The organism is Bacillus pseudomycoides DSM 12442 (genome assembly GCF_000161455.1).
Lineage (GTDB): Bacteria > Bacillota > Bacilli > Bacillales > Bacillaceae_G > Bacillus_A > Bacillus_A pseudomycoides.
On the sequence record NZ_CM000745.1, the window covers coordinates 2,035,746 to 2,058,000 of the forward strand.

Annotated in this window: 30 protein-coding genes and 7 pseudogenes; 21 read left to right on the forward strand and 16 right to left on the reverse strand. The window is 34.2% G+C overall.

The features are described 5' to 3' along the window. Window positions 1-15 precede the first annotated feature (15 nt). Window positions 16-678, forward strand: coding sequence for a hypothetical protein (locus BPMYX0001_RS10125; protein ID WP_006094764.1), 663 nt, complete (start codon window positions 16-18; stop codon window positions 676-678). Here the strand turns inward: BPMYX0001_RS10125 and BPMYX0001_RS30580 are convergent, their stop codons facing one another. After that, window positions 679-834 carry a DUF3930 family protein gene (locus BPMYX0001_RS30580; RefSeq protein ID WP_003197522.1) on the reverse strand — a complete coding sequence of 52 codons (156 nt, stop codon included), beginning with the start codon at window positions 832-834 and terminating at the stop codon, window positions 679-681. A gap of 158 nt (window positions 835-992) precedes the next feature. Between BPMYX0001_RS30580 and BPMYX0001_RS10130 the strand changes: the two genes are divergently transcribed. From BPMYX0001_RS10130 to BPMYX0001_RS10145, 5 genes are all read left to right on the forward strand, one after another. Then, window positions 993-1,172 carry a YozD family protein gene (locus BPMYX0001_RS10130; RefSeq protein ID WP_018782183.1) on the forward strand — a complete coding sequence of 60 codons (180 nt, stop codon included), beginning with the start codon at window positions 993-995 and terminating at the stop codon, window positions 1,170-1,172. 124 nt (window positions 1,173-1,296) lie between these two features. Further along, the gene (locus BPMYX0001_RS30585; RefSeq protein WP_017149660.1) at window positions 1,297-1,488 is read left to right on the forward strand and encodes a hypothetical protein; all 192 of its coding nucleotides are present in this window, start codon (window positions 1,297-1,299) and stop codon (window positions 1,486-1,488) included. Further along, a complete protein-coding gene (locus tag BPMYX0001_RS10135) occupies window positions 1,488-2,309 on the forward strand; it encodes a serine/threonine protein kinase (protein ID WP_018782184.1) in 822 nt (273 codons plus the stop codon). Before BPMYX0001_RS30585 ends, BPMYX0001_RS10135 begins: the two co-directional genes overlap by 1 nt. Further along, window positions 2,291-3,046, forward strand: a complete 756-nt coding sequence (locus BPMYX0001_RS10140; protein ID WP_018766371.1) for a sporulation protein — start codon at window positions 2,291-2,293, stop codon at window positions 3,044-3,046. Before BPMYX0001_RS10135 ends, BPMYX0001_RS10140 begins: the two co-directional genes overlap by 19 nt. A gap of 82 nt (window positions 3,047-3,128) precedes the next feature. Next, entirely contained in the window at window positions 3,129-3,764 is a 636-nt protein-coding gene (locus BPMYX0001_RS10145; protein WP_018782185.1) for a phosphatase PAP2 family protein, read from the forward strand. Here BPMYX0001_RS10145 and BPMYX0001_RS10150 read toward each other — a convergent pair. The 5 genes and pseudogenes from BPMYX0001_RS10150 to BPMYX0001_RS34710 all read right to left on the reverse strand — a co-directional run. Beyond that, window positions 3,751-4,632 (reverse strand): cation diffusion facilitator family transporter, encoded by an 882-nt coding sequence (locus BPMYX0001_RS10150; protein WP_006094767.1) that lies wholly within the window; start codon window positions 4,630-4,632, stop codon window positions 3,751-3,753. The genes BPMYX0001_RS10145 and BPMYX0001_RS10150 overlap by 14 nt on opposite strands. Window positions 4,633-5,229: 597 nt before the next feature. Continuing rightward, complete coding sequence (locus BPMYX0001_RS10155; RefSeq protein ID WP_016114761.1) at window positions 5,230-5,544, reverse strand: thioredoxin family protein; 315 nt, start codon at window positions 5,542-5,544, stop codon at window positions 5,230-5,232. A 95-nt stretch (window positions 5,545-5,639) separates the two neighbouring features. Next, complete coding sequence (locus BPMYX0001_RS33045) at window positions 5,640-6,011, reverse strand: tyrosine-type recombinase/integrase (RefSeq protein ID WP_029427391.1); 372 nt, start codon at window positions 6,009-6,011, stop codon at window positions 5,640-5,642. After that, window positions 5,986-6,513, reverse strand: a complete 528-nt coding sequence (locus tag BPMYX0001_RS33935; RefSeq protein WP_006094770.1) for a tyrosine-type recombinase/integrase — start codon at window positions 6,511-6,513, stop codon at window positions 5,986-5,988. The genes BPMYX0001_RS33045 and BPMYX0001_RS33935 overlap by 26 nt, the downstream gene beginning before the upstream one ends. Before the next feature lie 27 nt (window positions 6,514-6,540). Then, window positions 6,541-6,675: pseudogene (locus BPMYX0001_RS34710) on the reverse strand (Arm DNA-binding domain-containing protein); the annotation flags it as partial. 30 nt (window positions 6,676-6,705) lie between these two features. Here BPMYX0001_RS34710 and BPMYX0001_RS10170 point away from each other — a divergent pair. Both BPMYX0001_RS10170 and BPMYX0001_RS10175 read left to right on the forward strand, forming a co-directional pair. Beyond that, window positions 6,706-7,014 (forward strand): helix-turn-helix domain-containing protein, encoded by a 309-nt coding sequence (locus BPMYX0001_RS10170; RefSeq protein ID WP_033798855.1) that lies wholly within the window; start codon window positions 6,706-6,708, stop codon window positions 7,012-7,014. A gap of 263 nt (window positions 7,015-7,277) precedes the next feature. After that, a pseudogene (locus tag BPMYX0001_RS10175) lies at window positions 7,278-7,520 on the forward strand (N-acetylmuramoyl-L-alanine amidase); the annotation flags it as partial. Between the two features lie 2 nt (window positions 7,521-7,522). Here the strand turns inward: BPMYX0001_RS10175 and BPMYX0001_RS10180 are convergent. From BPMYX0001_RS10180 to BPMYX0001_RS10195, 4 genes are read right to left on the reverse strand one after another with little or no spacing between them, the layout of a single operon-like run. After that, entirely contained in the window at window positions 7,523-7,825 is a 303-nt protein-coding gene (locus BPMYX0001_RS10180) for a contact-dependent growth inhibition system immunity protein (protein WP_003203825.1), read from the reverse strand. 12 nt (window positions 7,826-7,837) lie between these two features. Beyond that, window positions 7,838-9,448: an RNase A-like domain-containing protein gene (locus tag BPMYX0001_RS10185; protein ID WP_033798856.1), complete on the reverse strand. Its 1,611-nt coding sequence runs from the start codon at window positions 9,446-9,448 to the stop codon at window positions 7,838-7,840. Then, window positions 9,445-9,807: a DUF3958 family protein gene (locus tag BPMYX0001_RS10190; RefSeq protein WP_006094777.1), complete on the reverse strand. Its 363-nt coding sequence runs from the start codon at window positions 9,805-9,807 to the stop codon at window positions 9,445-9,447. The genes BPMYX0001_RS10185 and BPMYX0001_RS10190 overlap by 4 nt, the downstream gene beginning before the upstream one ends. Window positions 9,808-9,848: 41 nt before the next feature. Continuing rightward, window positions 9,849-10,124, reverse strand: a complete 276-nt coding sequence (locus BPMYX0001_RS10195) for a TIGR04197 family type VII secretion effector (protein ID WP_033799647.1) — start codon at window positions 10,122-10,124, stop codon at window positions 9,849-9,851. A 293-nt stretch (window positions 10,125-10,417) separates the two neighbouring features. Between BPMYX0001_RS10195 and BPMYX0001_RS33945 the strand changes: the two are divergent. Further along, window positions 10,418-10,531 (forward strand): annotated as a pseudogene (locus tag BPMYX0001_RS33945) (N-acetylmuramoyl-L-alanine amidase); the annotation flags it as partial. A 72-nt stretch (window positions 10,532-10,603) separates the two neighbouring features. Here the strand turns inward: BPMYX0001_RS33945 and BPMYX0001_RS10200 are convergent. Then, window positions 10,604-11,071: a DUF2691 family protein gene (locus tag BPMYX0001_RS10200; RefSeq protein WP_033799648.1), complete on the reverse strand. Its 468-nt coding sequence runs from the start codon at window positions 11,069-11,071 to the stop codon at window positions 10,604-10,606. 168 nt (window positions 11,072-11,239) lie between these two features. On the opposite strand from BPMYX0001_RS10200, the pseudogene BPMYX0001_RS29365 reads away from it, so the two are divergent. Both BPMYX0001_RS29365 and BPMYX0001_RS29370 read left to right on the forward strand, forming a co-directional pair. Beyond that, window positions 11,240-12,306: pseudogene (locus tag BPMYX0001_RS29365) on the forward strand (N-acetylmuramoyl-L-alanine amidase). A gap of 4 nt (window positions 12,307-12,310) precedes the next feature. Beyond that, the gene (locus BPMYX0001_RS29370) at window positions 12,311-12,601 is read left to right on the forward strand and encodes a tyrosine-type recombinase/integrase (protein ID WP_006094782.1); all 291 of its coding nucleotides are present in this window, start codon (window positions 12,311-12,313) and stop codon (window positions 12,599-12,601) included. A 241-nt stretch (window positions 12,602-12,842) separates the two neighbouring features. Here BPMYX0001_RS29370 and BPMYX0001_RS10215 read toward each other — a convergent pair whose 3' ends face one another. Then, window positions 12,843-13,181: a hypothetical protein gene (locus BPMYX0001_RS10215; protein ID WP_006094783.1), complete on the reverse strand. Its 339-nt coding sequence runs from the start codon at window positions 13,179-13,181 to the stop codon at window positions 12,843-12,845. A 16-nt stretch (window positions 13,182-13,197) separates the two neighbouring features. Beyond that, window positions 13,198-13,548, reverse strand: coding sequence for a polymorphic toxin type 50 domain-containing protein (locus tag BPMYX0001_RS10220; RefSeq protein ID WP_006094784.1), 351 nt, complete (start codon window positions 13,546-13,548; stop codon window positions 13,198-13,200). A 14-nt stretch (window positions 13,549-13,562) separates the two neighbouring features. On the opposite strand from BPMYX0001_RS10220, the gene BPMYX0001_RS29375 reads away from it, so the two are divergent. Then, the gene (locus tag BPMYX0001_RS29375) at window positions 13,563-14,012 is read left to right on the forward strand and encodes a replication-relaxation family protein (protein WP_240517031.1); all 450 of its coding nucleotides are present in this window, start codon (window positions 13,563-13,565) and stop codon (window positions 14,010-14,012) included. 51 nt (window positions 14,013-14,063) lie between these two features. Here BPMYX0001_RS29375 and BPMYX0001_RS10230 read toward each other — a convergent pair whose 3' ends face one another. Continuing rightward, the gene (locus BPMYX0001_RS10230) at window positions 14,064-14,678 is read right to left on the reverse strand and encodes an insecticidal crystal protein CryET29 (RefSeq protein WP_006094786.1); all 615 of its coding nucleotides are present in this window, start codon (window positions 14,676-14,678) and stop codon (window positions 14,064-14,066) included. A 451-nt stretch (window positions 14,679-15,129) separates the two neighbouring features. On the opposite strand from BPMYX0001_RS10230, the gene BPMYX0001_RS10235 reads away from it, so the two are divergent. From BPMYX0001_RS10235 to dut, 4 genes and pseudogenes are all read left to right on the forward strand, one after another. Next, window positions 15,130-15,525, forward strand: a complete 396-nt coding sequence (locus BPMYX0001_RS10235; RefSeq protein WP_018782199.1) for a hypothetical protein — start codon at window positions 15,130-15,132, stop codon at window positions 15,523-15,525. A 1,274-nt stretch (window positions 15,526-16,799) separates the two neighbouring features. Further along, on the forward strand, window positions 16,800-17,024 hold the full coding sequence (locus BPMYX0001_RS10240; protein WP_006094788.1) for a hypothetical protein: 225 nt from the start codon (window positions 16,800-16,802) through the stop codon (window positions 17,022-17,024). Window positions 17,025-17,402: 378 nt separating this feature from the next. Continuing rightward, window positions 17,403-17,645 (forward strand): DUF3947 family protein, encoded by a 243-nt coding sequence (locus BPMYX0001_RS10245; RefSeq protein ID WP_033798857.1) that lies wholly within the window; start codon window positions 17,403-17,405, stop codon window positions 17,643-17,645. 153 nt (window positions 17,646-17,798) lie between these two features. Continuing rightward, window positions 17,799-18,146: pseudogene (dut, locus tag BPMYX0001_RS10250) on the forward strand (dUTP diphosphatase); the annotation flags it as partial. Window positions 18,147-18,479: 333 nt separating this feature from the next. On the opposite strand, the gene BPMYX0001_RS10255 reads toward dut, so the two are convergent. Together BPMYX0001_RS10255 and BPMYX0001_RS33055 are read right to left on the reverse strand one after the other, a co-directional pair. Then, the gene (locus tag BPMYX0001_RS10255; protein ID WP_006094791.1) at window positions 18,480-18,659 is read right to left on the reverse strand and encodes a hypothetical protein; all 180 of its coding nucleotides are present in this window, start codon (window positions 18,657-18,659) and stop codon (window positions 18,480-18,482) included. A gap of 573 nt (window positions 18,660-19,232) precedes the next feature. Further along, window positions 19,233-19,397: a hypothetical protein gene (locus BPMYX0001_RS33055; RefSeq protein WP_033798858.1), complete on the reverse strand. Its 165-nt coding sequence runs from the start codon at window positions 19,395-19,397 to the stop codon at window positions 19,233-19,235. 446 nt (window positions 19,398-19,843) lie between these two features. On the opposite strand from BPMYX0001_RS33055, the gene BPMYX0001_RS30595 reads away from it, so the two are divergent. From BPMYX0001_RS30595 to BPMYX0001_RS10275, 5 genes and pseudogenes are all read left to right on the forward strand, one after another. Continuing rightward, complete coding sequence (locus BPMYX0001_RS30595; protein WP_078212166.1) at window positions 19,844-20,032, forward strand: hypothetical protein; 189 nt, start codon at window positions 19,844-19,846, stop codon at window positions 20,030-20,032. 259 nt (window positions 20,033-20,291) lie between these two features. Then, window positions 20,292-20,372 (forward strand): annotated as a pseudogene (locus BPMYX0001_RS33950) (cell division protein FtsK); the annotation flags it as partial. Between the two features lie 333 nt (window positions 20,373-20,705). After that, entirely contained in the window at window positions 20,706-21,359 is a 654-nt protein-coding gene (locus tag BPMYX0001_RS10265; RefSeq protein WP_016114779.1) for a DUF6944 family repetitive protein, read from the forward strand. A 207-nt stretch (window positions 21,360-21,566) separates the two neighbouring features. Further along, complete coding sequence (locus BPMYX0001_RS10270; protein WP_003199857.1) at window positions 21,567-21,884, forward strand: hypothetical protein; 318 nt, start codon at window positions 21,567-21,569, stop codon at window positions 21,882-21,884. A 32-nt stretch (window positions 21,885-21,916) separates the two neighbouring features. Further along, a pseudogene (locus tag BPMYX0001_RS10275) lies at window positions 21,917-22,255 on the forward strand (transposase); the annotation flags it as partial.

A 22,255-nucleotide genomic window follows, 5' to 3' on the forward strand; every position in this document is an offset into this window, starting at 1 on the left:
AAAGGAGAGATATAAATGGCAAGAAAAAAACAACCTAAATATAATGTAGGAGATATAGTCGTGATTACGCTATATGGAACTGTTGGCAAAATTACAAATATGAAAATATTAGATGGCGTTTATGTATATGAAGTTAATAATCATGATGGATATTACGTGGAACAAACACTTCAACATGTTACGGAACAAGAAATGAAAAAAGGTGAAACAGAATGGATTGAATTACGCTATCATTTTACGTTCGGTGATCTTGTGCAAGTTACGGGATATGATAAAGATGTTTTTCGTATCGTTGGGTTTCGCACAGAGGTGTGGCGGTATAAAAATGATGCCTGGGAAGATACAATATATGAATTATCGAGAATTACAGATGGTGAGTGGTTAGAGGCTGATGAATCAGATTTAACTTTGCTTGCGAATGCACAAACTGCTAATGCAATCTTGAAAAAAATGAAACAAGATAAAGCCGGGATGAATAAATTAGATTTAGGAAAATTGAAGTCAATAAACAACTCAAAAAAGGTGAGTATTAAAACAAGCAGACAAGAAATTATTGATGGATTATTAGATATTTATAACGACTATCAATTATTATACGAAACATTTCAAGATGAAGAATATAAAATTGTTATGGATGTCGTCCATAATTATTTAGTTAAATTAACAGAGAAAAAATAGTTAGAAAGCAAGAAGGAATTGAACAAAAATATATATTGTGTACGGTATACCTACAATAGTTAAAAAAATAATAAGCCCTTTAATGATAGAGTCTGCCCATTTATCTTCATGCATGAACTCTTCTTTTCTTTGCTCTATTTCATATTGATATTCCATTCGTATTTCCCCCTTCAAATAGCTTGTACTACATCGTATGCTGCAAGATGAAAGGATATGACAGACAAGTATGATTTGGAAAAGAAAATCTATTTTTCTAATCTCGTATACATAATTTTGGGATTTTTTCATAAAACAGAAATAAAGGGGTGATGCTCATGAAGGAAATTGAAGTCGTAATTGATACGGAAGAAATTGCGGAGTTTTTTTATGAGCAACTAATTGAGAGAGGGTATGTACCAAAGCGAGAAGAGATTGAAGATCTCGCTGATATTACATTTGAATATTTACTAGAAAAATGTATGATTGATGAAGTGTTTGATGAGGAGGAAGGGTGAAAGTAACGACGGGATCTACTCGTCGTTTTTTACACTTCAAAATTCTTTCTTTACAAACTTGTCACAAACATAAAGCGTAATTATTGATATAATAAAAAGAAAATTTTAAGCAAGAGGTGAAGGGATGTTCAAAAAAATTATTGATTCTTTACTAGGAAAGAAGAATAGATATCGTTCGTATTCAAGTAGTGATTATCGTCATAGAGGTCGTTCGTATTCAAGTAGTGATTATAACAAGAGGAGAAATTCTCATGGCTATGGACATCAGCATTATAAAAGAAAGCGTAAAAGCCGCAGCTTTTTTTCAAGTAGTTGATGAAATGGCGTGATATACTCGCCTGGTTTGATAGACCGCTGCGTATGGATACAATTGTCTCGCAGCGCTATAAAATTGAATCAGTAATTGGAATGGGCAGCTATGGCTTTACATATATCGTTTATGATTTGCAAACGAAAGAAAAAAGAGTTTTGAAACAGTTAAGACAAAGTAAGCAAAAATATATGTCAGGTAGAAGGTCATTCGCACAGGAGCAAGCGATTTTAGAGCAGTTAGATCATCCGGCAATACCGCGCTTATATAACGGCTTTATATGGAAAAAACAGCCGTTTTTTGTAATGGAGTACATGCCAGGTAAGAATTTTGAAGACTTCATTTTCAAAGATGGACATGTATATGAAGAGCGTGAGGTTTTTCAGATTTTATATAAAGTACTTGAGCCAGTTTCTTATTTTCATAGTAAAGGTATTATTCACCGAGACTTACGAATTCCTAACATTTTAATAAAAGAGGAGCAGATTAGTATTATCGATTTTGGATTAGCTAGATTTATAGAAGAAATCGATGAACGAGCATCTACCTATGAAGGAGAACAAGCCTATATGCGAGAAATTCACTATCGTAGTGATTTTTATGCGCTAGGCCACTTTACATTATTTTTATTATACTCTGGCTATGAATCTACTGCAAAAGAAGAAAGGCCATGGTATGAAGAGTTACAGCTAATGAAAGAAAACTGTGAAATTATTATGCGAATGCTACGGATGAAGCCTCCTTATTACGAAAATATACAAGAAGTTAGAGAAGATGTACGCCATGCATTAGAAAGGATGGGGGATACATGTTTCAAAAGTTTTTAGCAAGCGTTGGAATAGGAAATGCAAAAGTGGATACAGTTCTTGAGAAAGATGAATATTTAGTAGGAGAAGAAATTGTAGGTGTGGTTCATATTACGGGTGGATCAGTCAATCAACAAATTGAAAGCATTTATTTAACACTATCGACATCGTATATACGAGAAGTAGATGATAAAAAAGTAAGTGCTACATTCGATCTAGAACGAGTACGTTTAACCGAACCTATTACGATATCTCCAAATGAAAAAGTAGAAATTCCATTTTCATTCTCAATGCCAATTGAAGCGCCACTTACATTTGGAATGAAAACGGTTTGGATTCATACAGGTCTTGATATTAAGCACAGTATTGATCCGAGTGATCGTGATTACATTCAGGTGCTACCGAATGTGTTATTAAACAGTGTTTTAGATAGCGTAAAACAATTAGGATTTAGGCTTCGTCAAGCGGAGTGTGAAGAATTACCACGTCATTTACGTGCCAATATTCCATTTGCGCAAGAGTTTGAGTTCATTCCAGTTTCCGGACAGTATTATGGCAAATTGGATGAATTGGAATTATTAATTTTACCACGTGCTTATGATCGTTTGGACATTATTATGGAAGTTGACAGAAAAGCCCGTGGATTAGCAGGTTTATTTTCAGAAGCTTTAGACTTAGATGAAAGAGTTGTTCGCTTTACTGTAACACGTGAAGACATTCCAACGATGCAGCAAAAAATTAACAGTTATATTTCTTAATAAATGATGCATAAAAAAGAAATGGGGAGGAAAACTAAAACAACCGCTCCATTTCTTATTTTTATATAGTGAGGTTATGTATGTGAAACGATATCGACATGTATACTTGTTAAGTACGTTACTCATTTGTTTTGTCGGATTATCACTTTCGTATCATACCGCTTGTGTTGAGAGATTTGATGATGTTATTTCCAAATTTATTCAAGGTTTTCGGAACGATTATTTGACAGCTTATTTTATCTGGATGTCTTATATTGGTTCAAAAAAAATATATTTTCCAGTATTAATCATAGTTGTAATGTACTTTCTCATTCGAAAAAAGTTGTTAAGTGCGTTATTTTTAATCGTTAATTATTATGGATCTCGCTATCTTAACAGCCTCTTAAAATTATGGTACGAGCGCCCAAGACCGGATGTCACGCAGCTTGTTACAGCTACAGGGTATAGTTTTCCGAGCGGCCATACGATGAATGCTACAGCATTTTTAGGGTTTATCGCCTATGTAACAATCACAGAACATCGCATTACACTGCATAAAAAGTTGTTGCTTATTTTTATTACATGTTTTGTTATATTTTCTATTTCTGTTAGCCGTGTATATCTCGGTGTCCATTATCCATCCGATATATTAGCGGGCTGGGCAGCGGGTGGAAGTTGGCTTATTTTATGTATTATGTTTCATCAAGCATTCATCAAAAAAGAACCTATGTCATCATAGGTTCTTTTTGCATAGGTTCAACATGAATATGAGTGTGTAAAATTCCAAATTTTCGTTCTAACATTTCTTCAATTTTATCGGTAATATGATGGCTTTTACTCACGTCCATACGGGCATCTACTTCAATCGTAATATCCACATACGTTTGGTTTCCATACATACGTGCGCGAATATCAACAATATGTTCAACACCAGAAACGAGTCTGACAGCTTGTGAATATTCCTCCATTTTATCCGGATCAATGCCGTCAGTTAACATATGAGAAGCTTCTATAAAGATGTCCCACGCAGTTTTGCAAATAATAAAGCCAACGATTAACGCCGCAATTGGATCGAGGATAGGCATGTGGAACTGTGATGCTACAATGCCGACAACTGTACCTATACTCACGAGAGCATCTGATAAATTATCTTTTGCAGCGGCTTCTAATGCTTTACTTTTTGTTCGCTGCGCAATTTTATTATTATATTTGTACACGACGTACATGACGACAGCACAAAATAAGGCAACCCATGCTGCAAGTACATTTGGTGCGGTTTTTTGCGGATTGAAAAACGATTGAATTGCACTTACGATTACTTCTAAGCTGACCGTCGCCATAATAAAGGAGGCAACAAGTGAAGCGATTTGTTCTGCACGTGAATGTCCGTATGGATGATCCGGATCACGGGGTTTACGAGAAATTTTAAGACCAATTAATACAGCTAAAGAAGCACCAATATCTGTTAAGTTATTTAAACCATCCGCCCGTAATGCACTGGAAAGGGCAATATAGCTAATTACGATTTTCAGTGATGATAAAAATATGTAGGCGATAATGCTGACAATAGCTCCTTTATCAGCTTCTTTATTAGAAAGTGAATTCATAATGATCACTCACCTTTCTGTTAGGAAATTCTTTCTATTAATAGAGTATCAAACGAAACTCGTGTGGGTCTATACAAACATTGTTGACGCTTTATAGTTTTTTAAGTAGGGGATAACAAAGTTTCGCAAAGGAAAAATATGTTGCAAAGTACAAAGTGAGAAAAGGTAAAAATTTCATCGGATTTCCTTTACGATATAAGGAAGGGGGGAGATGCGCAAAATATTATCCTGTTTTTTACGATCCTTAGTATCACAGGGGGTAAGTCGTCCAATGAGGAAGCAAGATATTTCTATGCTATCGATAGCTATTTCGAAAGGATTTGGCGGTTTAAATGAAGCTTATTTTATGAATATTGAATGAAGATGAACAAAAATTAAAGGGGATTAGTAATCTGCTATATGATTTGTTAATTACATATAAAAATGGAGATGTATCTTGGAGATGAAGGAGAAAGAAGTATCCTAATGTATATTGGTCAGGAGGAAATAGCCTATTACACTTCTGAAGAAATGACTAAGTAATTACGAAAGAAAATCATTAAAAAAGACTAAAAAAGTGCCTCTGAAAGAATATATCTCAGAGCCACTTCTTCTATTTTAGTATGCTTCTAAAAACTCAGTAACTTGCTCTTCTGTTTTTGCGTTCGCACTATGTAAATGACCAAGTTTTTCACCATTTTGATACACTAATAAGCTAGGAATTCCCATTACTTGATACTCTTCTGCAATACTTGGGAACTCATCTTTATTAATAGAATACCATTCGAATTTCTGGAACTCTTCCATTACATCTCCGATAAAGTTATCCATCCGTACACAATCTGGGCACCATGTAGTGAAGAACTTAACTACTACTGGCTCCTCGCTTGCGATAATGTCCTTGAATTCCTTTTCAGACTTGATTTCTTTCATGTTTTTCGCTCCCTTTACAATTGTTTTATTTTGTATTTTTTTAGGTGGTAATTTCATTAAAAAATCGAAACTTCTAACGAATTTCTAACGAATTTCTAACGAACGGTTTTATTTCCGAACAATTCGTTTGCAAATTGGTCCACCGCAGTTTCTTGAAGTCCTGGTACGACATGTGAGTAGGTGTCTAATGTGATGCCTACTCTTTTATGTCCTAAACGTTCACTTACAATCTTCGGATGAATACCTTGTTTCAACATTAAAGTTGCATGAGTATGCCTTAGATCTTGGAACCGAATATCAGGAACCTCACTTTTCTTTATAAGCTTTTTCCAGAGCTGTGTCAAACTTCTGAAATTGCAAGGATTACCATTAAAGGTAGGGCAGACTATATCATAATCGTTATATTCACTTCCGTAACGTTCTTTTTCTACTTTTATTCGTTCATGATGTTCTTCTTTCAAAATCAATGTCTTTCCATTGTAGACCTAGTATTTCACATTTACGCATTCCACAAGTGATTGCAAGAAGATAAGCTACATAATAACGACTATCCTGAGCATTTTTTAAAAAACGCAGTACATCTTCCTCAGACCAAGTGTTTACTGTTTTTTCTACCCCTTTAGGTGGACTTACAACATCCGCAACATTCTTTTTAACAATTTTATGTCTCATTGCATAAGAAAGGGCAGTACGAATAATCTGATGTATACTTCGTACCGTAGTGGGCTTCATACTTTCTGATAGATCACTATAAAATTTTTCAAGATCTATACCCTTTAATTTTTGCATTGGAATGTTACTGAGTTTTGGTATAATACGATTATTAATATGTTTACGATAGTTATAGTACGTGGTTTCTCTAAGCTTTATCTTCCTAGCTTCAAGATATTGAATAAAGAATTCACGTGCTCTCATTTTTGTGGGCTCGATATACGAGCCTTCTTCAATTTCTACGATTCTTTTAGTCATATCGGTTTGCGCTTCTTTTTTCGTTTTATATCCTGAAAACCATTTTTGGCGTCTTTTGCCCGTTTCAGGATCGGGACCAATGTCTACTATTATTGTCCACTTCGAACCTGATATTATCTCCTTAAGGTAGACAGTGTAAAAAGACCATGAACAAACATGGATGTTACACTTCTACTTGGAGGGGATTTTATTATGGTTAAAAAAGGGGTTAAATTTCAAACTTATTCAGATGAATTAAAGATACAAGTTGTAGAAAGTTTTTTAAATGATGAGGGTAGCCAATCAGCTATAGCGAAGAAATATGGGCTTAAAAGTAGAACACAGTTAATGGATTGGGTTCGGAAATATCAAGAAACAGGCGGTATTTCAGACTCACGGGGAAAAAACAACGGTAATAAGGGCTTCAAAAACCCCTTGAAAGGTCGTTCTCGTACGAAATTCGATAGTATGGAAGAAGAATTAGAATACTACAAGGCACAGGTGGATTACTTAAAAAAGTAGTATCCAAATCTGTAAAAGATGTCATTGCTCAGTTAAATCGTTCCAGTTACTATAAGTGGCGTTTAACACGTACTCAAAGACAATTACGCTTTTCAAAGGAGATACATTGCGTGAACAGATTCAAGCAATTGAAACATACATCTATCATTATAACTACAAACGATTCCAAAAACGACTCAACCATCGAGCTCTGATTGAATATCGAATCTCGATGGCTGCCTAATCTTTTTTTAAAAGCTGTCTACTTGACGGGGGTAAGTCCAGGAAAACGCGTTGTTTCTAAAGTAGACAACCTTCGTTTCTATAATTCTCTATCTTGGCAGGATAAAGATGTGGCTGGTTCAGTAGATGCAGGATTAGGTTTTACAATCGATGTAAAAATAACTGTCAATGGATCAACACAATACAAAGTACACAATTCGAAAGGGAATACGTACTATATTACGGCTAGTGAAATTTTAACAAAGCCGACTCATATCACGTTGAGTCAGCTTTGTTTATTGTAATTTTATTTTTTACTTTTTAAAGCTTCTTTTAGTGTTTCAAGGGTCTGTTTTAACCATTCTATAGGTGTTAAGTTTAATGCTGGGTAATAAATATAAGTATTATATTTAATAAATTCCTCTTTTTCGCTATCAGTTAAATTACTGTTTAAAAATGAAAGTATATCATTTTTAGTATTTTCAATACAGATTTTAGTAACTTCCATTATAAATTCATTAAGGGCTTCCTCAGGCGATTCAATGTCTTGGTGAAATGTTCCTGCTAAAAAATCACCTAATTCTTCATAAGGGTTATATCTATCTTCCATATAAATTCTCCTCTACTTTACTGGATATCCTGTTATAATAAAACTTCCTTGGTTATTTTTTTTCAAAACAATTATAGCATTTTCCACATCTAAAGCACTATTTGATCCTCTTTCGATATATCGTCCAATTATAGTATTACCTTTATATCTTAGCGGTAAAGTTAGTCTGCTATTAGGATTGTTTAACCACCTATTTATTTTTGCTATATTTTGCGGATTACCTAATACTTCATTAGCTACTCTCTCTGCTGTAGCTCTATCAGTGAAAGTTGATGACCCTGTTATTTTAGAATCATTCTGTAATCTTTGCAACAACTCTGCATCTGTTTTTCCAACGTGTTTCTTGAGTAAGTGGCCACCTCTTTGGCCATTTTTTGCCTCATGGGCATTTAACCCTCCTCCTGGAGCTAACGGACTAGTATCTCCTGGTTTTACAGTATTAGTATCAACTCCCCTAGCAAACCGATAAGTCGATAGCTTTTCTTCAGCTTGTTTAAAATCAGGTATATCGAATCTAGAGTGTATATTATTTCCACCAGCAAATGCAAATCGGTCTTTCAATGGTAACTGATTTGAAACAGATGAGATACCTTCTGAGAATTTTGCTAGATTCACACTTTCACCGAGTGTAGTTACTTTCCCTACTTTGCTTATCCCTTTATCCCCAATCCATCCTAATCCAAGTTCCATAAAAGCATTTGTTCCCCATTTTGCAATACTTTCTGCATCACCATGCCAAACATCATTCATAAATGAATCCGAAAAAGTATTCCACGCAGTAGAGACTGTCTCTAGGGGATGGCCTATAGCATACTTCATGTTTTCTTTTGCTACTGTATCGTCTAGTGAATCAAAAAATTCTACGATTCCTCCAATAAATTGTCCAGAACCATTCCAGACACCACTCACAACTTTTTCAAGTATATTTTTTTCAGAAGTACCATCTTGTAATATATCTGATTCTACTACATCACTCGATTTAATTCTATTATCCAAACGAATATTAGTATCCAAATATTCTTGAATAGAATCTGCCCATTCCATATTCAACCCTTGCGTACTAAATGTGCCACTTGCAAGACTAAACCCTTTTCCGCTTTGGACTTCGGCAAGGCCTGTCGCAATGCTAGCAGCTAATTGAATTGCTGTATTATACTTATTGCTAGATGTTTGATTGAACTGATACAAATGATCTAACTTTTCTTGCAGTTTTTTCCTCATGACAGTAAAAAGATTCGCCATAGCGTCCATACCTGGGATTGGCATAGTTTGACTGACAGCTTCCATACTTGTTTTCATTCGGTCAATTTCTTGAATTTGTTCTAATATTTCTTGTTCGATTACATCTGTGGAAGCGACTTGTGATTGAAAATCACTTGGAAAAGCATCATTTTGACGAATTAATTCTTCACACAAATAAATAATTCCTTGTGCTAAAGGAAGAAAGGCTTCTACAATAAAAGCTTTTGCACTATCATATGTTTGTCCTTGCAAGACAGTATCGCTTGCGAAAGCGTCAATCGACTGAATGGCTTGTTCCATACCTTGAATGGTAGCAGTACATACAGCGTTCATGCTTTGAGTCTGATTTTGTACTTCTCCCAAATACATATTTAAACTCATGCATTGACCTCCCTTACTAATTGTTGTTGCTGATAGGAAAGGTCGTTTTCTAAATCACTAAGGTCTCGTCTTTTTTTAAGCAACGTTTCTTTTTGATTTTCCAATTCGAATGTAAGTTTTCGCTCAATGTGTTGTGCTTCTTGACGCGTATTCATAAAAAAATGAGATAATTCTCTATCACCATGCCAAGTTTCTAGAATTCGGTTAAACAAACGGTTACTTCGATTTTTCCATTCGTGAAAATCTGCTTCCGCTTGTTCCTGAGTTTGAATCGCAGATTGATTCCGGTCCTGCTCTTCGAATACACTTCGTAATTTTTGATTTAATTGTTTGATTTGGTTTTCAATATCTTGACTCATCTTTTTCCTCCTATCGTTTTACCTTTACGAAGGTGGCCACATTAGCGAAAAGTATTTTGAAGTTCGTTATCCATTCTCTCAAACTCGTTAGCTACCGAATGAATATTATCGACTGCTTGTTGGAAGGCGGCACAAAATTGTTTCGTTAGATCTAAAGCTTGTTGGTTCGCCTCTTGTGCTTTGGAATTAACAGATAGCGTAGTACGCGTCGCCTTTGTTATAGACCGATTTGTCGCACTCTGGATCGTATTCGAAGCTGCTTTCATCTGCGTAGCGATTTGTTGTGCCGCTTGAAAATTACTTTGAAATTGTCCCATCATATAAATCCTTTCTATATTTCTATGAACGTATTAAGGAAGGGAAGTGCCTAGTATGTATGTCCATTATCCTGCTGTTCTTCATAGGAACACTCCTGGAAAAATATTGCGAATTTAATTATAACAATAATTGGCTATGTTTTCCTTGGAAAATTCCCTTTTTATAACATGTGTGTTTTTTACAGTCTTCAGTCGGTGGGGGAGAGTTCATAATGAGAGAGAGGACTTTTCCAGGAATGAAATGATAGATAAAGAGATTAGATATGGCTTGAATAGTAGAGGTTAGTATAGTATTTATAATTGATGCGAATGTAAGTGTAAATGATTCTTGTCAATACAAAGTACACAACAGCAAAGGCAAAACATACTATGTAACTGCAAGTGAAGCCTATGTATATGTGAAGTAATGTGAAAGAGGGATTCCTTATATTTTGGGAATCCCTCTTTTTTTATTTAAGATGCGTTAGATGAATGCCTAGTTAAAACGTTCCACTAGTATTTTCTGTTAAATACTTGGTATCTAAATAACCAAGATCCTGAACATGTTGATACAATGTCTTTAGTAAATCCTCATTTTTACATAAAATACTAATATCAAAACCGTCGACTATACTTAACAAAAATTCACAATCACTATTAATAAAATCTGTTGCTGTAGTTACCCACGTCGGGCTACTCTTTTTCATATCAGGGAAAGCAACCATCGTTAAGAAAATTAAATAATAGTCTTTATTTTGTAGTGTTTCTTCCAACTTATGTCCTGCGATGAAACGTTTATTATCAAACAACATCTCGTTTGTAAAATTACCACATTCATCTTTAACGTGTATTTCAGCATCATCTATTTGCCACATATAATCTTGAAAATTAAAAGGTTCTAGTAAACTCAATATGGATAAATTGAAATTTTCATCTTCTGGAGCATGGAAATGTATCCCTATATTCATCATATGATAGTCTCCTTCTCTAAAACTTATATTTTTATATATTGAATTATTGATTTATACAATATAATAGCATTATAATCCTAATAAAGTAAATGGAGGGTAAATTTTGAAACTATTAACGAAATTGGTATTATCCATCTTTTTATTCGTAACATTTGTATTTAATAAATGAAAAAAACAATGAAACTAGCTTCCTCTGTATTTATGACTCTATTGCTCCTATTAAGTTTTGCTACAGGGGCGTTTGCTGATAGAACGCTTATTATTCCTGATTTACCAAAACAGCCATACTGTTATGGCGTTGGTGTTTATGAAGGCGTTGTGGCGCATAGTATAGCGACTCCAGAAGCTCCGGCTATTAATATTCAAAAATATGAAACTCGTACATGGCGAAATGCATTCGTACACTATGCAGTCGATTGGAACGAGACGATTCAAATCGCGGATACAAAGTACACTACTTATGGCGGTGGACCCGCTGCTAATAAACGTTTTGTACACGTAGAACTTTGCGAAACAAAAGATTATGAGAAGTTTAAACGCAGCTACGATAAATATGTGAAGTTACTAGCTAAAATCTTACGTGACCGTGGCTTATCTGTAGAAAAAGGATTGTGATTCACTATGATGTAACGAAGTATCTTGGTGGTACAGATCATGAAGATCCACTTGATTACTTAAAGTCTCACGGTGTATCAGAAGCTCAATTCCGGGCAGATGTGAAGCGTGCATATAGTAATTCTAATGTTGATGTTTCTGTTCCAAATCAACTATCTAAACCAGAAGAAATACCTACTGCTGTGGCAGATGGTGTTGCTTATATTCAAGGTTACAGTGTGAATTTACGTAAAGGGCCAGATACAAGTTACTCTGTTATTCGTCAGTTGAATAAACCAGAATCTTATGTTGTGTGGGCTGAAAAAGAAGGATGGTTAAATCTTGGAGGGAATCAATGGATTAAATACAATCCTTCTTATGTGAATTTCGATAAGAAAAGCACAGTGGATGCATCTATTGTAGGGAAACGTGTTGTTTCTAAAGTGGACAACCTACGTTTCTATGATTCTCCATCTTGGCAGAATAAAGATGTTGCTGGTATTTTGTATGCAGGATTAGGGTTTACAATTGATGTAAAGGTAAAGGTTAATGAATCACCACAGTACAAAGTACACAATTCGAAAGGGATTACGTACTATATTACGGCTAGTGAGTCTTATGTAAATTGGTTTAGATAACGGTATGGGAAAAGTACCGATTACAAACGGTACGAAAAATGCTATTAAACGATGGGTTTCCGTTAGGGGAGAAGCAAGTACGAAGCAATTATTCTGTAATATATCTGGTGAGTTGTTTAAACAGCGAGGACTACACCAAATGATTGCTCGTTATGGAAGGATGGCGATGATAGAGAATGTTAGAGTAAGCCCGCATACGTTTCGTCATACATGCGCTAAGTTTTACTTAAAGAATGGTGGAGACTTATTTTCTTTACAAAAAATACTGGGTCATACAGATATTGCAATGACGTGACGTTACGTACAATTTATGTACGAGGATGTTGTAGCGCTTCATAAACAATATTCGCCAATAAAATCGTTGGAATTATAAATAGCTTTAAGGTATAACGTCACTTTTAACAGTGGCGTTATATTTATGGTATGTATTTTTTATTATTCGAATATCGGTTAACATATAGTCATAAAAAGTTTTATGACTATAAAAACCTTGAAAAGCTAAAAGCCAATCAGGGTCAAAGTTTAAGTAGTGATTATTATTTATGATCTTCCATTTCCCATACTTTCTTTCCATCCGCTAAGAATATTGCACTTGGGGGATCATCATAGAGAGAAATTTCAACCAATGAACTTCTCTCTTGTCTTAACCAATCATATACACTGCCTTCGTTAGTAGCAGGAAGGGATAAAATATGATTTACTTGAAATGCAACTGCATAATATTCTGTATAATTCACATCATCGTCATCCAACCCATTGTCTGTTTCAAAGAGTGTGTCTGGTTTACCGATAATCTTTAATCCACTTTGCCATTCTATTATCAGTTCACTACCTCCATACTCATCTAATGTTTTTATTAAAGAATTATATTCCATTTGTATCATCCTTTTCTTATGGTTCTAATGGTTTTGAAGGAACTATGTGCGCACCGTCTTTTCCATAGTGTATCATGCCTCTAGTAGTCTCTATATATTTCCCAGTTTGCATATCATAGTATTTTCCTATTACTTGACCAAAGTCTACTCTTTCTCTACCGTTTTTTAATACTGTACCTTTCCCTGCAAATTTGTCAAGCAATTCTTGTGCTGTTTTATTATCACCATAGAATATACTCTTGTTTTTACCGTTTGCTACTTCCTGCTTATAGTTTGGTGTATTAGGAATATGTTTCTCTTGAGATGTGCGTACATGATATGGGTGGTATACGGAATGCAAATAGGATAATGGGTGAATTGAAACCATATGTCAGTTAGGCGATACACGGGAAGGAGTATGTATATTATCTCAATAAAGAAGGTCATTCGTTGTTTGGTGAAGGTGCTGTTGTTTCAAGAGGAAAAATGGCACATGCATTGCTACGAAATGAAGCTTGGTTACATTTGTTCTGTCCAGATGATTGGCAAATAGAAACGAAAATACGTTATAGAAAGAATGGAGAGAAAAAGAAGATTATTCCAGATGTAAAATACAGTGATGAAGAAGGGATACTTCATGCAGTTGAAGTAGATCGTTCACAAAAAATGAAGATTAATGAAGAGAAGCTAAAAAAGTATGAAGAGTTTACGCAAATTTATAAGCAAAAATATAATGGAAAGGTGCCAATTATTCATTTCTTTACAGTTACAAAATATAGGGAAAAGAAATTGGAACAGTTAGCAGCAAAATACGATATATATGTGAAGGTCTATGTGATTCAAAGTATATAAGAGTGTAGCAAAAAATAACCGCCCCTCTACTTATAAGTAGAGGGGCGGGGATTACGAGGGATAAACATCTTCAAATTTAATCCCAACAAGCATATGTTTCATCATTATAAGGCATTGTGCACTATCATTAACTGTGAAAGAAAAAACTTCCTGTTTAGTTTTTTTTACAACCAAAACATCAAAACTAATTGCTAAAACGTCTGTAAGATAGTCTTTGTCCTGAGTATCTATAGCGATTAAAATATTATAAGTATATCTTGGAAAAACACTCCCAGTGTTATACCAGAAGATCCATGGTTCAGCATCTTGCTTATTTAAATTAATAAACATGTTAGTAATAGCATCGGTCACCTGACTCACAATATCTTGGTTTATACTTTCTCCCCAACGATAAGTAGGAAATGCTAATATATCTTTAATAATCATATTGCTAATTTTCTCAATCAATTCTGAAATTTGAAGTGCTTCTCCTCCGATGATTGCTTCCTGTGACGACTTTAAAAAGTTTATATCACGATTTGATTCTAGCACGTTGACTAGAGTGCGAGGATCAGTGAAATCATTAAAATCCATATCCAATTCTTCAAAGAATTTCTTTAATTTAAGAACCTGTCCAAAATGTTCTTGTTTCACAGCAAACACATTATGAAAGTGATTATTCCCCATTTTTCAACAGTCCCTTCTAGATAGAGCATAAGACAGATATATGATGGGAATTCCAATATATAACTATTTTTTGTTTTAAAATGTGGTACTGTACCTTTTCGAAAATAAATTGTCCTAAAGTTTTGAAGAATAAGATTGTTTAGGTTCGTTTTTTTTGTTCACTGTAGTTTGAATAAACAGTGAACAATTTCGTATGTTAAGGATGTTCAATAGACAGTATCTAATGTTTGTTATAGTACTTTGTTTTTAAGTAATGGGTTTGGAAACTAATTTTTGATCATATTTCTGTTAGTTTCGTTAAAAATAAATAAAGTTTCTTATAGGACGTTGTCCATTATGGACAAACTATATAGGGGAATAAATAGATAAACGGAAGAGTAAATATAATAATATATTCTTAAGTGAATAGTTATTTTCATAATTGGTACAAATTTATATTTGGAGGCGTATTATGAAAAAGAAACTAATTGCTATATCAGTTGGTTATATTTTAATCTTAAGTGCATGTGGAAATAATAATGAATCTAGTAAAAATGAGTATAGGTTTAATGGTACCTGGGAATTGATAGACAAGACTAATACAAAATGTCCACCTACAATCGTGTTTTCAGGGAAAGATAAGATGGTATGGAAAGGACTCACTAAAGAGGGAGATAAGAAAACTGCGGAGTTACAATATACAAGAATATTTGAGGATGAATTCCAAGTAAAACTTACTGATCTTAAGGTTAATGGAAAAACAACAGAAAGCAGTGAAGAAGAAAAAACTACTGTTAAAATGATAAGAGATAATGATAGGTTACGCCTTGTGAATAATGGTAATTCTTGTACTTATTCATTAAAGTAATTATTTATTTTAGATATCATTTTATTGATAATGCGTTTAAAAGTACTCTTTAATGAGTGCTTTTTTTATTGGATAAATTGGACTTCTAAAAAGATATGCTCGACTTTGAGCTTATTAAGCACAGTGGAAGGGGATCACGAAAAGCGAGTCCCTTCTTGGGGCAGCGCCACACCACCATCAAGTTAAGATTTTGAAGTATCTCCAAAACGAAAAAAGAATTTATTACGTAGCCATAAACATAGGTAATAATGTTTTTAGTTATTAGGGAGTTCAGATAAAATACTACAAATCATCAATTAAATTATGGGATTTTTAAAATCCCATAATTTAATTGATGACTTGCGTCATAATGGCAGTGAGAGTGATGAGTAATAGAAGAAATACAATGGAGGTTTTTAGTAGAAGAAATATAAAAAAGTGCTAACAAGTTTGCAAACAGAACTGCAAACCAAACGAACACTTCCAAGTAATGGTATGAGTAAAAAAATAAGGACAAGCAGTCGTACCTGCCGTCCTCATTAGGAGAAAGATTACCCTGGATAAAAACCACGAATAATCAGAAAACACGCTCGTAAATAGTGTTAACGTAAATTTAAATATATATACAACAAAATGGGATAAGCAAAAAATACTTATCCCAAGAAGGGTAATTTAGGAGAAATTCAAAACACCAAAATGACTCGTATTGGTAAATAGGTTCGTTGATAGTATATGTGAAATGAAAAAGATTATACGAAAAGCAGATAGCTCTTTATGCTATCTGCTTACGTTGAAAATTATGTTTTCTCAAAAAACAATAATACAGCAACTCACTTATGGGTAGTTTGTGTGAATTAAAAAAGTTTATACGAAAAAAGGGCAGACAACGCTTTTGGTTGCCTGCCGGTGGGTTGAATGAGTTAGCGAATTGCAATAAATTGCGTTCTCATTACAAGAAGAGTGAAGCCGCTAGTTCGGACGGCTTAAGGATAGTGTGGGCTAAGAAATATGAATTTATGTGAAAAATGTAATCTGTTACGTCCAAATGAAGAAATAAATAGATATTCATCAGACAAGGGAAATGGAGCATATCTTTAATGAGGTGTAGAAAACTGTCAAATTGGGAAAAACCTTAAAAAGCTAGGCGATAGCCTAATCGAAGAGAGAACGGAGAATATGGCTGAAGAGAGAAATTGGGATCAAATCTGTACAAAGGCTGAGAAGTTACGTGCAGCTGATGAAAAAAGTGGACTTGGGGGAAAATCGCTGAACAGTTTGGTGTTGCGGAAGGGAATTTGTACTACTATATTTCTAGAAGACGAGAAGCAAAAAACATACCTAGAAAGCGTGTAGGAGCTCTGGAAGTTCCCTTAGCAACCCATCTTCTAAGCGGAGCGGTTCAGGATTTAAATGATGTAAGAAGTGGAGCATATAAAGTAATGGAACAGAATCGTGAGTTATCGAAAGAAGTTGAACAGCTGCAGAAAGAACTTCTAGCAGAAACAACAGCGAGATCGTGAGGATGATTACAGCTCTTTATTAAATGAATTCAAGTATCAAATTTGAATTCCATACAAATATACAGAGATCATCCTATAAATAAAAACTCTACTCTCATCATATAGAGAGTAGAGTTCATGGATGCAGTTGCTGAGTTCTCGGGATGGTGAACACCAGCAACTAAATAATATCATGAGTATTCAGAAAAAACATCGAGTGAATGTTTCCGATTTTTCAAATAATAGTTAATTAGAATGAAATGAATAAAAGCATTATTTGAATAGAAAGAGATTAGGGAGTGACAAGATGAGAAGTTTCACAAATTATCAACTTTAAATCAATATGCATAGTATGAAAGATGGAAGGTGAGAGTATTTACGAGGAGGGGGGGAAAACGAATGTTTCCCAATTATTTTTACAATGAAATGCGAATGCGTCCTTTAGGAGGGCAGGGTCCTGCGCAAAGTACAATTCAAGCTGTTCACCAGGCTATGCAAGCACAGCAACAAGCGTTACAAGCACAACAAATGCACCAAAGTATACAACCTCACTATTCATCACAATATTATTACCCGATGTATATTACACAGGAGGGAATACTTTTTTCAGGGATTCCGCATGAAACTGTATATGGTTTATAGCAAATAATAACAGGAGACATTGCTGTTCGATGGACACTTATTCATAAATAATTTAACAAAACGCTTTTTAATTAAGTTTCAGCTTAACAAAAGAGGATCTGCCACGAATAGCAGACCCTCTCTTAAAATGGCAAAGAATAACTCTTACCTTACTCTTTTATCTGGCGAGGAGAAACGAAGGTTGTGCCAACAGGATTAGCTTTTGAGATTCCACCAGGATACGAATTACAAGTACGACCACGTAGCGGTATGAGGCGTGACACGAAGCTACGAGTGATATTAGGTACGGTTGATAGTGGTTTTAGGGGAGAAGTTGGTGTCATTGTTGATAACGATGAACGAGTATTGGGAGTGAATATGCAGGCTCATGTTATTGAAAGAGGAACGCGCATTGCTCAAGGCGTTATAGCCCCAGTGGAAACAGCACATTTTGTGGAAGTGGACGGGCTATCGGAAAGCCAAAGAGGTAAAAACGGATTCGGATCAACAGGAACTAAGTAATACCAAATTTAAATTTTCTTCAGGCTGAAAATTTAATGAAACAAAAAGTAATGAATAAAAGGAAAAATCCCTGGGGGACAGGGATTCGATAAGGGAGATATTGTCGTCGTGCAATGTCGAAATTTGGCATATTCAACAAATTAATATTATCACGAATTTTTAGGGGATTGTGATAGTGGATGTGTCAAAAATGTGTACGGGTTTCATATACAGGCGTTATTTTACAATTATCTCGGCCGGGCCCTTCATAAGGAAGAAAGTGGTTTTAAGGATTTTTAAGAAAAATAAAAAAGACAGCCGATATTTGCGACTGAACTCTTTTTATAAAAATCTTTATTTATCTTCAAGAGGTTTCATAACACTAGATGGAAGTTGATTGGTTGGAGCTAATACAGATTCTTCACTTGCTGATTGAAGTGTTTTTAACTTTAGGAGTACACCTGCCTCTGTAGCAATTTCGTCCTCTTTTGCTTGATGGCTTGATGTAGATATATTTTCATTCGCTTTCTCCATTTTACATCCCTCCTTATTACATGTAGGTATACAAGCGACATAATTGTTGAAAATTACTAAAGTGTTTTTTAGTATTGCACTGATTATGAATAAAATGTATTGAAAAATCTTTTAGTAATAAATGCCGTTGTAACAATAGTATAGGATAGATTTAAAATATTATGCTGGATGGGAAGAGAGATGGAAATTAAACAAAATAAAAGTGTTATTTAATAGCAAATAAAAAGAGAGAACACATATGAATGTGCTCTCAGAAAGGTAGATTTTTTATGAGAAAGGGTCTACATAAAATAATATATGCTTGTCTCAGTTAAATATGAAAAAAATCAACAAAAACGCTATTTTGTATGTAATAAAAATGCCCTCTTTCAATATGAGGGCATATGAGTAAGCATGTCTTATATCCATAATATATGCTTACCCTATCAAATAGTGACAAGTTAATAAAAATAAAAGAGCAGCTAGCAAAAGCTAACTGCTCGGCTCCAATGGGGGGACTGGAGAAAGATTATTGTATCTACAGTATTGACAGAATATTGAATTTTATTCAAACGGAAATGTTTATTAGGGAAGTCACACCAAAATCTTTGTTATTAGCCATGTGACTCCTATAAGAATTAAAAATTCAAAGGATATTAGAAATGCGTTTTTCTGTGGCTTTTTAAATTCTTTTATCAAAGCGAAAAATGCACTAATTCCTGCAAGAATAAAAATAATGAGTCTCAATGTATCTGGCATGTTCAACACTCCTAAAATTTAGTTAATTAAATTATAAAGTGAATTCTTTTTGTGTTAAAAAATGTTATTTAAAATTAAGGGGAAATTAAGCTCAATTTAAACAAAATAATCCTTTTAATAGAAAGCGAGGAACAAGTTAAAAAGGTTTCGAAAATGATTAAAATAAGATCAATTATCCTAGGTGCTGCCGTGATCGGTTTAGCGTCTTATTTGTTGTTAAGGAAAGATAAGGGGTGAGGGGGTCGACCAAGAGGCATGTAATTTTGGGCCATAGATTGTATTTTATCTCCATTAATAGATTGTAGTGTAACTGACTTTAAAACTTGAAGATTAGATATGAATATTATTACTCTAAAATACAGAATATAGACTAATAAACAAGCTGTTTTTTGTTTTTAATCATAGAATATGATGAATCCTATTGTGAAGAGGAGGTAATCATATCTATGAGATGTAATTGTCATTTTAATCGCTTTCGAGATTGCGGTAGATTTTGGGATAACTTAATGTTCTGTAGATGCAGACATAGAGATTGTGATGACCGTCGTTGTAGACGCGACTGTGATTGCGATGATTGTCGTCGTAGACGTAAACATGATCGTGATTGTGATCGCGATGAGCGTCGAGAGTGGTAAATTTTTTTGAAAGAGTGCTTTTCTTCAAAGCACTCCTTTTTGTTTATGGATTTTCTGAATTCTTTATTGATAGTAGTTATTTAATAGAAAGAATGTAGTTGTAATTCAATTTAAGGGCTAACAAAACAAACGAACACAACGAACAAAAATAGAGGAGGGAATTATGGATTCTAAAGTAACGTTTACTATGCAAATGAATGGTGAGAGTAAAGATGCAACTGCATATGTGAGTTGAATTACCAATTTAATACAGTAGAGAAAATGGTTTGTTCCTATTGGTCAAAGTCTAGAAAAAATCATTTATCATGATTTTGATGAAACACCACACATGGCAATTGGATGAAGAATTTAGTAAATTGAAAAAAGTTTTATAAATTGCACACCTTTTGAACTAGGCAAGCATATATTGAAGTATGGGACAAGCGTAAATCGCTTTTTTCATACTCATTGAAAACTCCTTATCACGAAAGAGCACTGTCGAGTGCTCTTTTTAATTTGGAATATATACATAGGTGAAAAAGCTTGGAGAAGTCATTTCATGCACAAAATGAAATGTATGAAAATATAATGGGAAAATGTAGGGAAGACATAAATGTTATTATTTTACAAGTGGGTATTGATGTCCGTGAATCCATGATAAATAAGATGATTCTAATATAGGTGGATGAATAATATGAATCCAAGAAATTTAACGGTTACGGGAGCATGGTTTCAAGTAGGTGGAAATACGATAGCTGCCATTGGAACTACAAGAGGGTTTATAGGAGAAGAAAATGTTGAAGAACCACTTGTAATTGTAGGTGGATCATTACAAGCTCTTGGATATATACTGCAATTGATAGCGTTAAAAGATTCCTTTGAAAAACAAGGGATGAAAGTAGAAGAAACTGCACTGAGTAAAGAGGAACAAATGAAACAAAGAAATAAATCTTTGGAGAAAACAGGGATTGAATTATTAGCTTTAGGGAATGTTTCAAATGTAATAGGAACGTTTTTTAATATACAAAAAGAAATGGAAGAGAATGATTATCTCATTATCACAGGAAATAGTCTACAGTCTATTGGTGCATTTGTAGGGGTAGAGGTGGCACTGAATGAGGAGCCTGAAATTCCATGGTTGATTGTAGTGGGTAATTCACTACAAACGCTAGGAGCTGGATTGCAAGCATTTCAAGGCATACACAACATATCCAAGGAAAACCAAATGATTGAGAAAAATGATAGAGAAAAAGAAGATGAGAGATTCGTTGGACTAATTGGTATTTGGATACAAGCAATCGGTACAGCAGTTTCAGCAATTGGAATCACACAAATGATAGAGGATTGAGTTTGAAACTTTAGCTATCGAGAAATTAGTATGAAGATTCATATGAATGGAAGGAAATATTTCATTCTCTTTTAAGGTCGGACAAGGACTTTAGGGAGAATTATTTTCTATAGCTCAATTTTTGGTAATTTAAAAGAATAAAAGATGTTTTATAGTGTAGGTTTTTCTTCTTTCCTGTCGAAGATGTAATAAAAGGGAGGTAGTAAAATGGCACAGTTTGAAGTTGGAAAAATCACTTATTTAGGAGAGAGAAAAGAAGAAATAGATTTTCGAATAGCTTATGTAAGGATTGATGACTATTTAGACTGGGAAGTCATTATACGTGGAACTACTGATAAAGATACAATTTTTATTGAAATAATGAAGAAAAATGAGCAACCAGTATTTGAATTTATTACTACTGAAGGTGAAGTTCTTCAAGGTAGGACAAAAATAGTGAAATTTATCCCGAAATTAATTGATACAGAAATTGATTTATTTGGTATTGGAAAGTTAAATGGTTATGAAATAAAAAGCGTCCAATAGGACATAGCCATCAAGTTAAGACTATGTATAATTTTCAACAAAAACAACCAACGCGTCTAATCATCTATAAATTAACAGAATCTGAACATACAAAACGATTAGAACGGCATAAAAAAGAAAAACGACGAATGCCTAAATACGCGAGTGGTATCAACTTGTTTATTACAAAGATAAATGAAACTGACATGACGGCGCATAAAATTTATCAATTCTATTCTCTTCGTTGGCAAGTTGAAATTTTATTTAAAACATGGAAATCTATTTTTGGTATTCATGCGGTAAAAAAGATAAAACTCGAGCGATTCCAGTGCCATTTATATGGACAGTTAATTGCGCTATGTCCAACAAGATACTTCTCATTTGAAGGGATC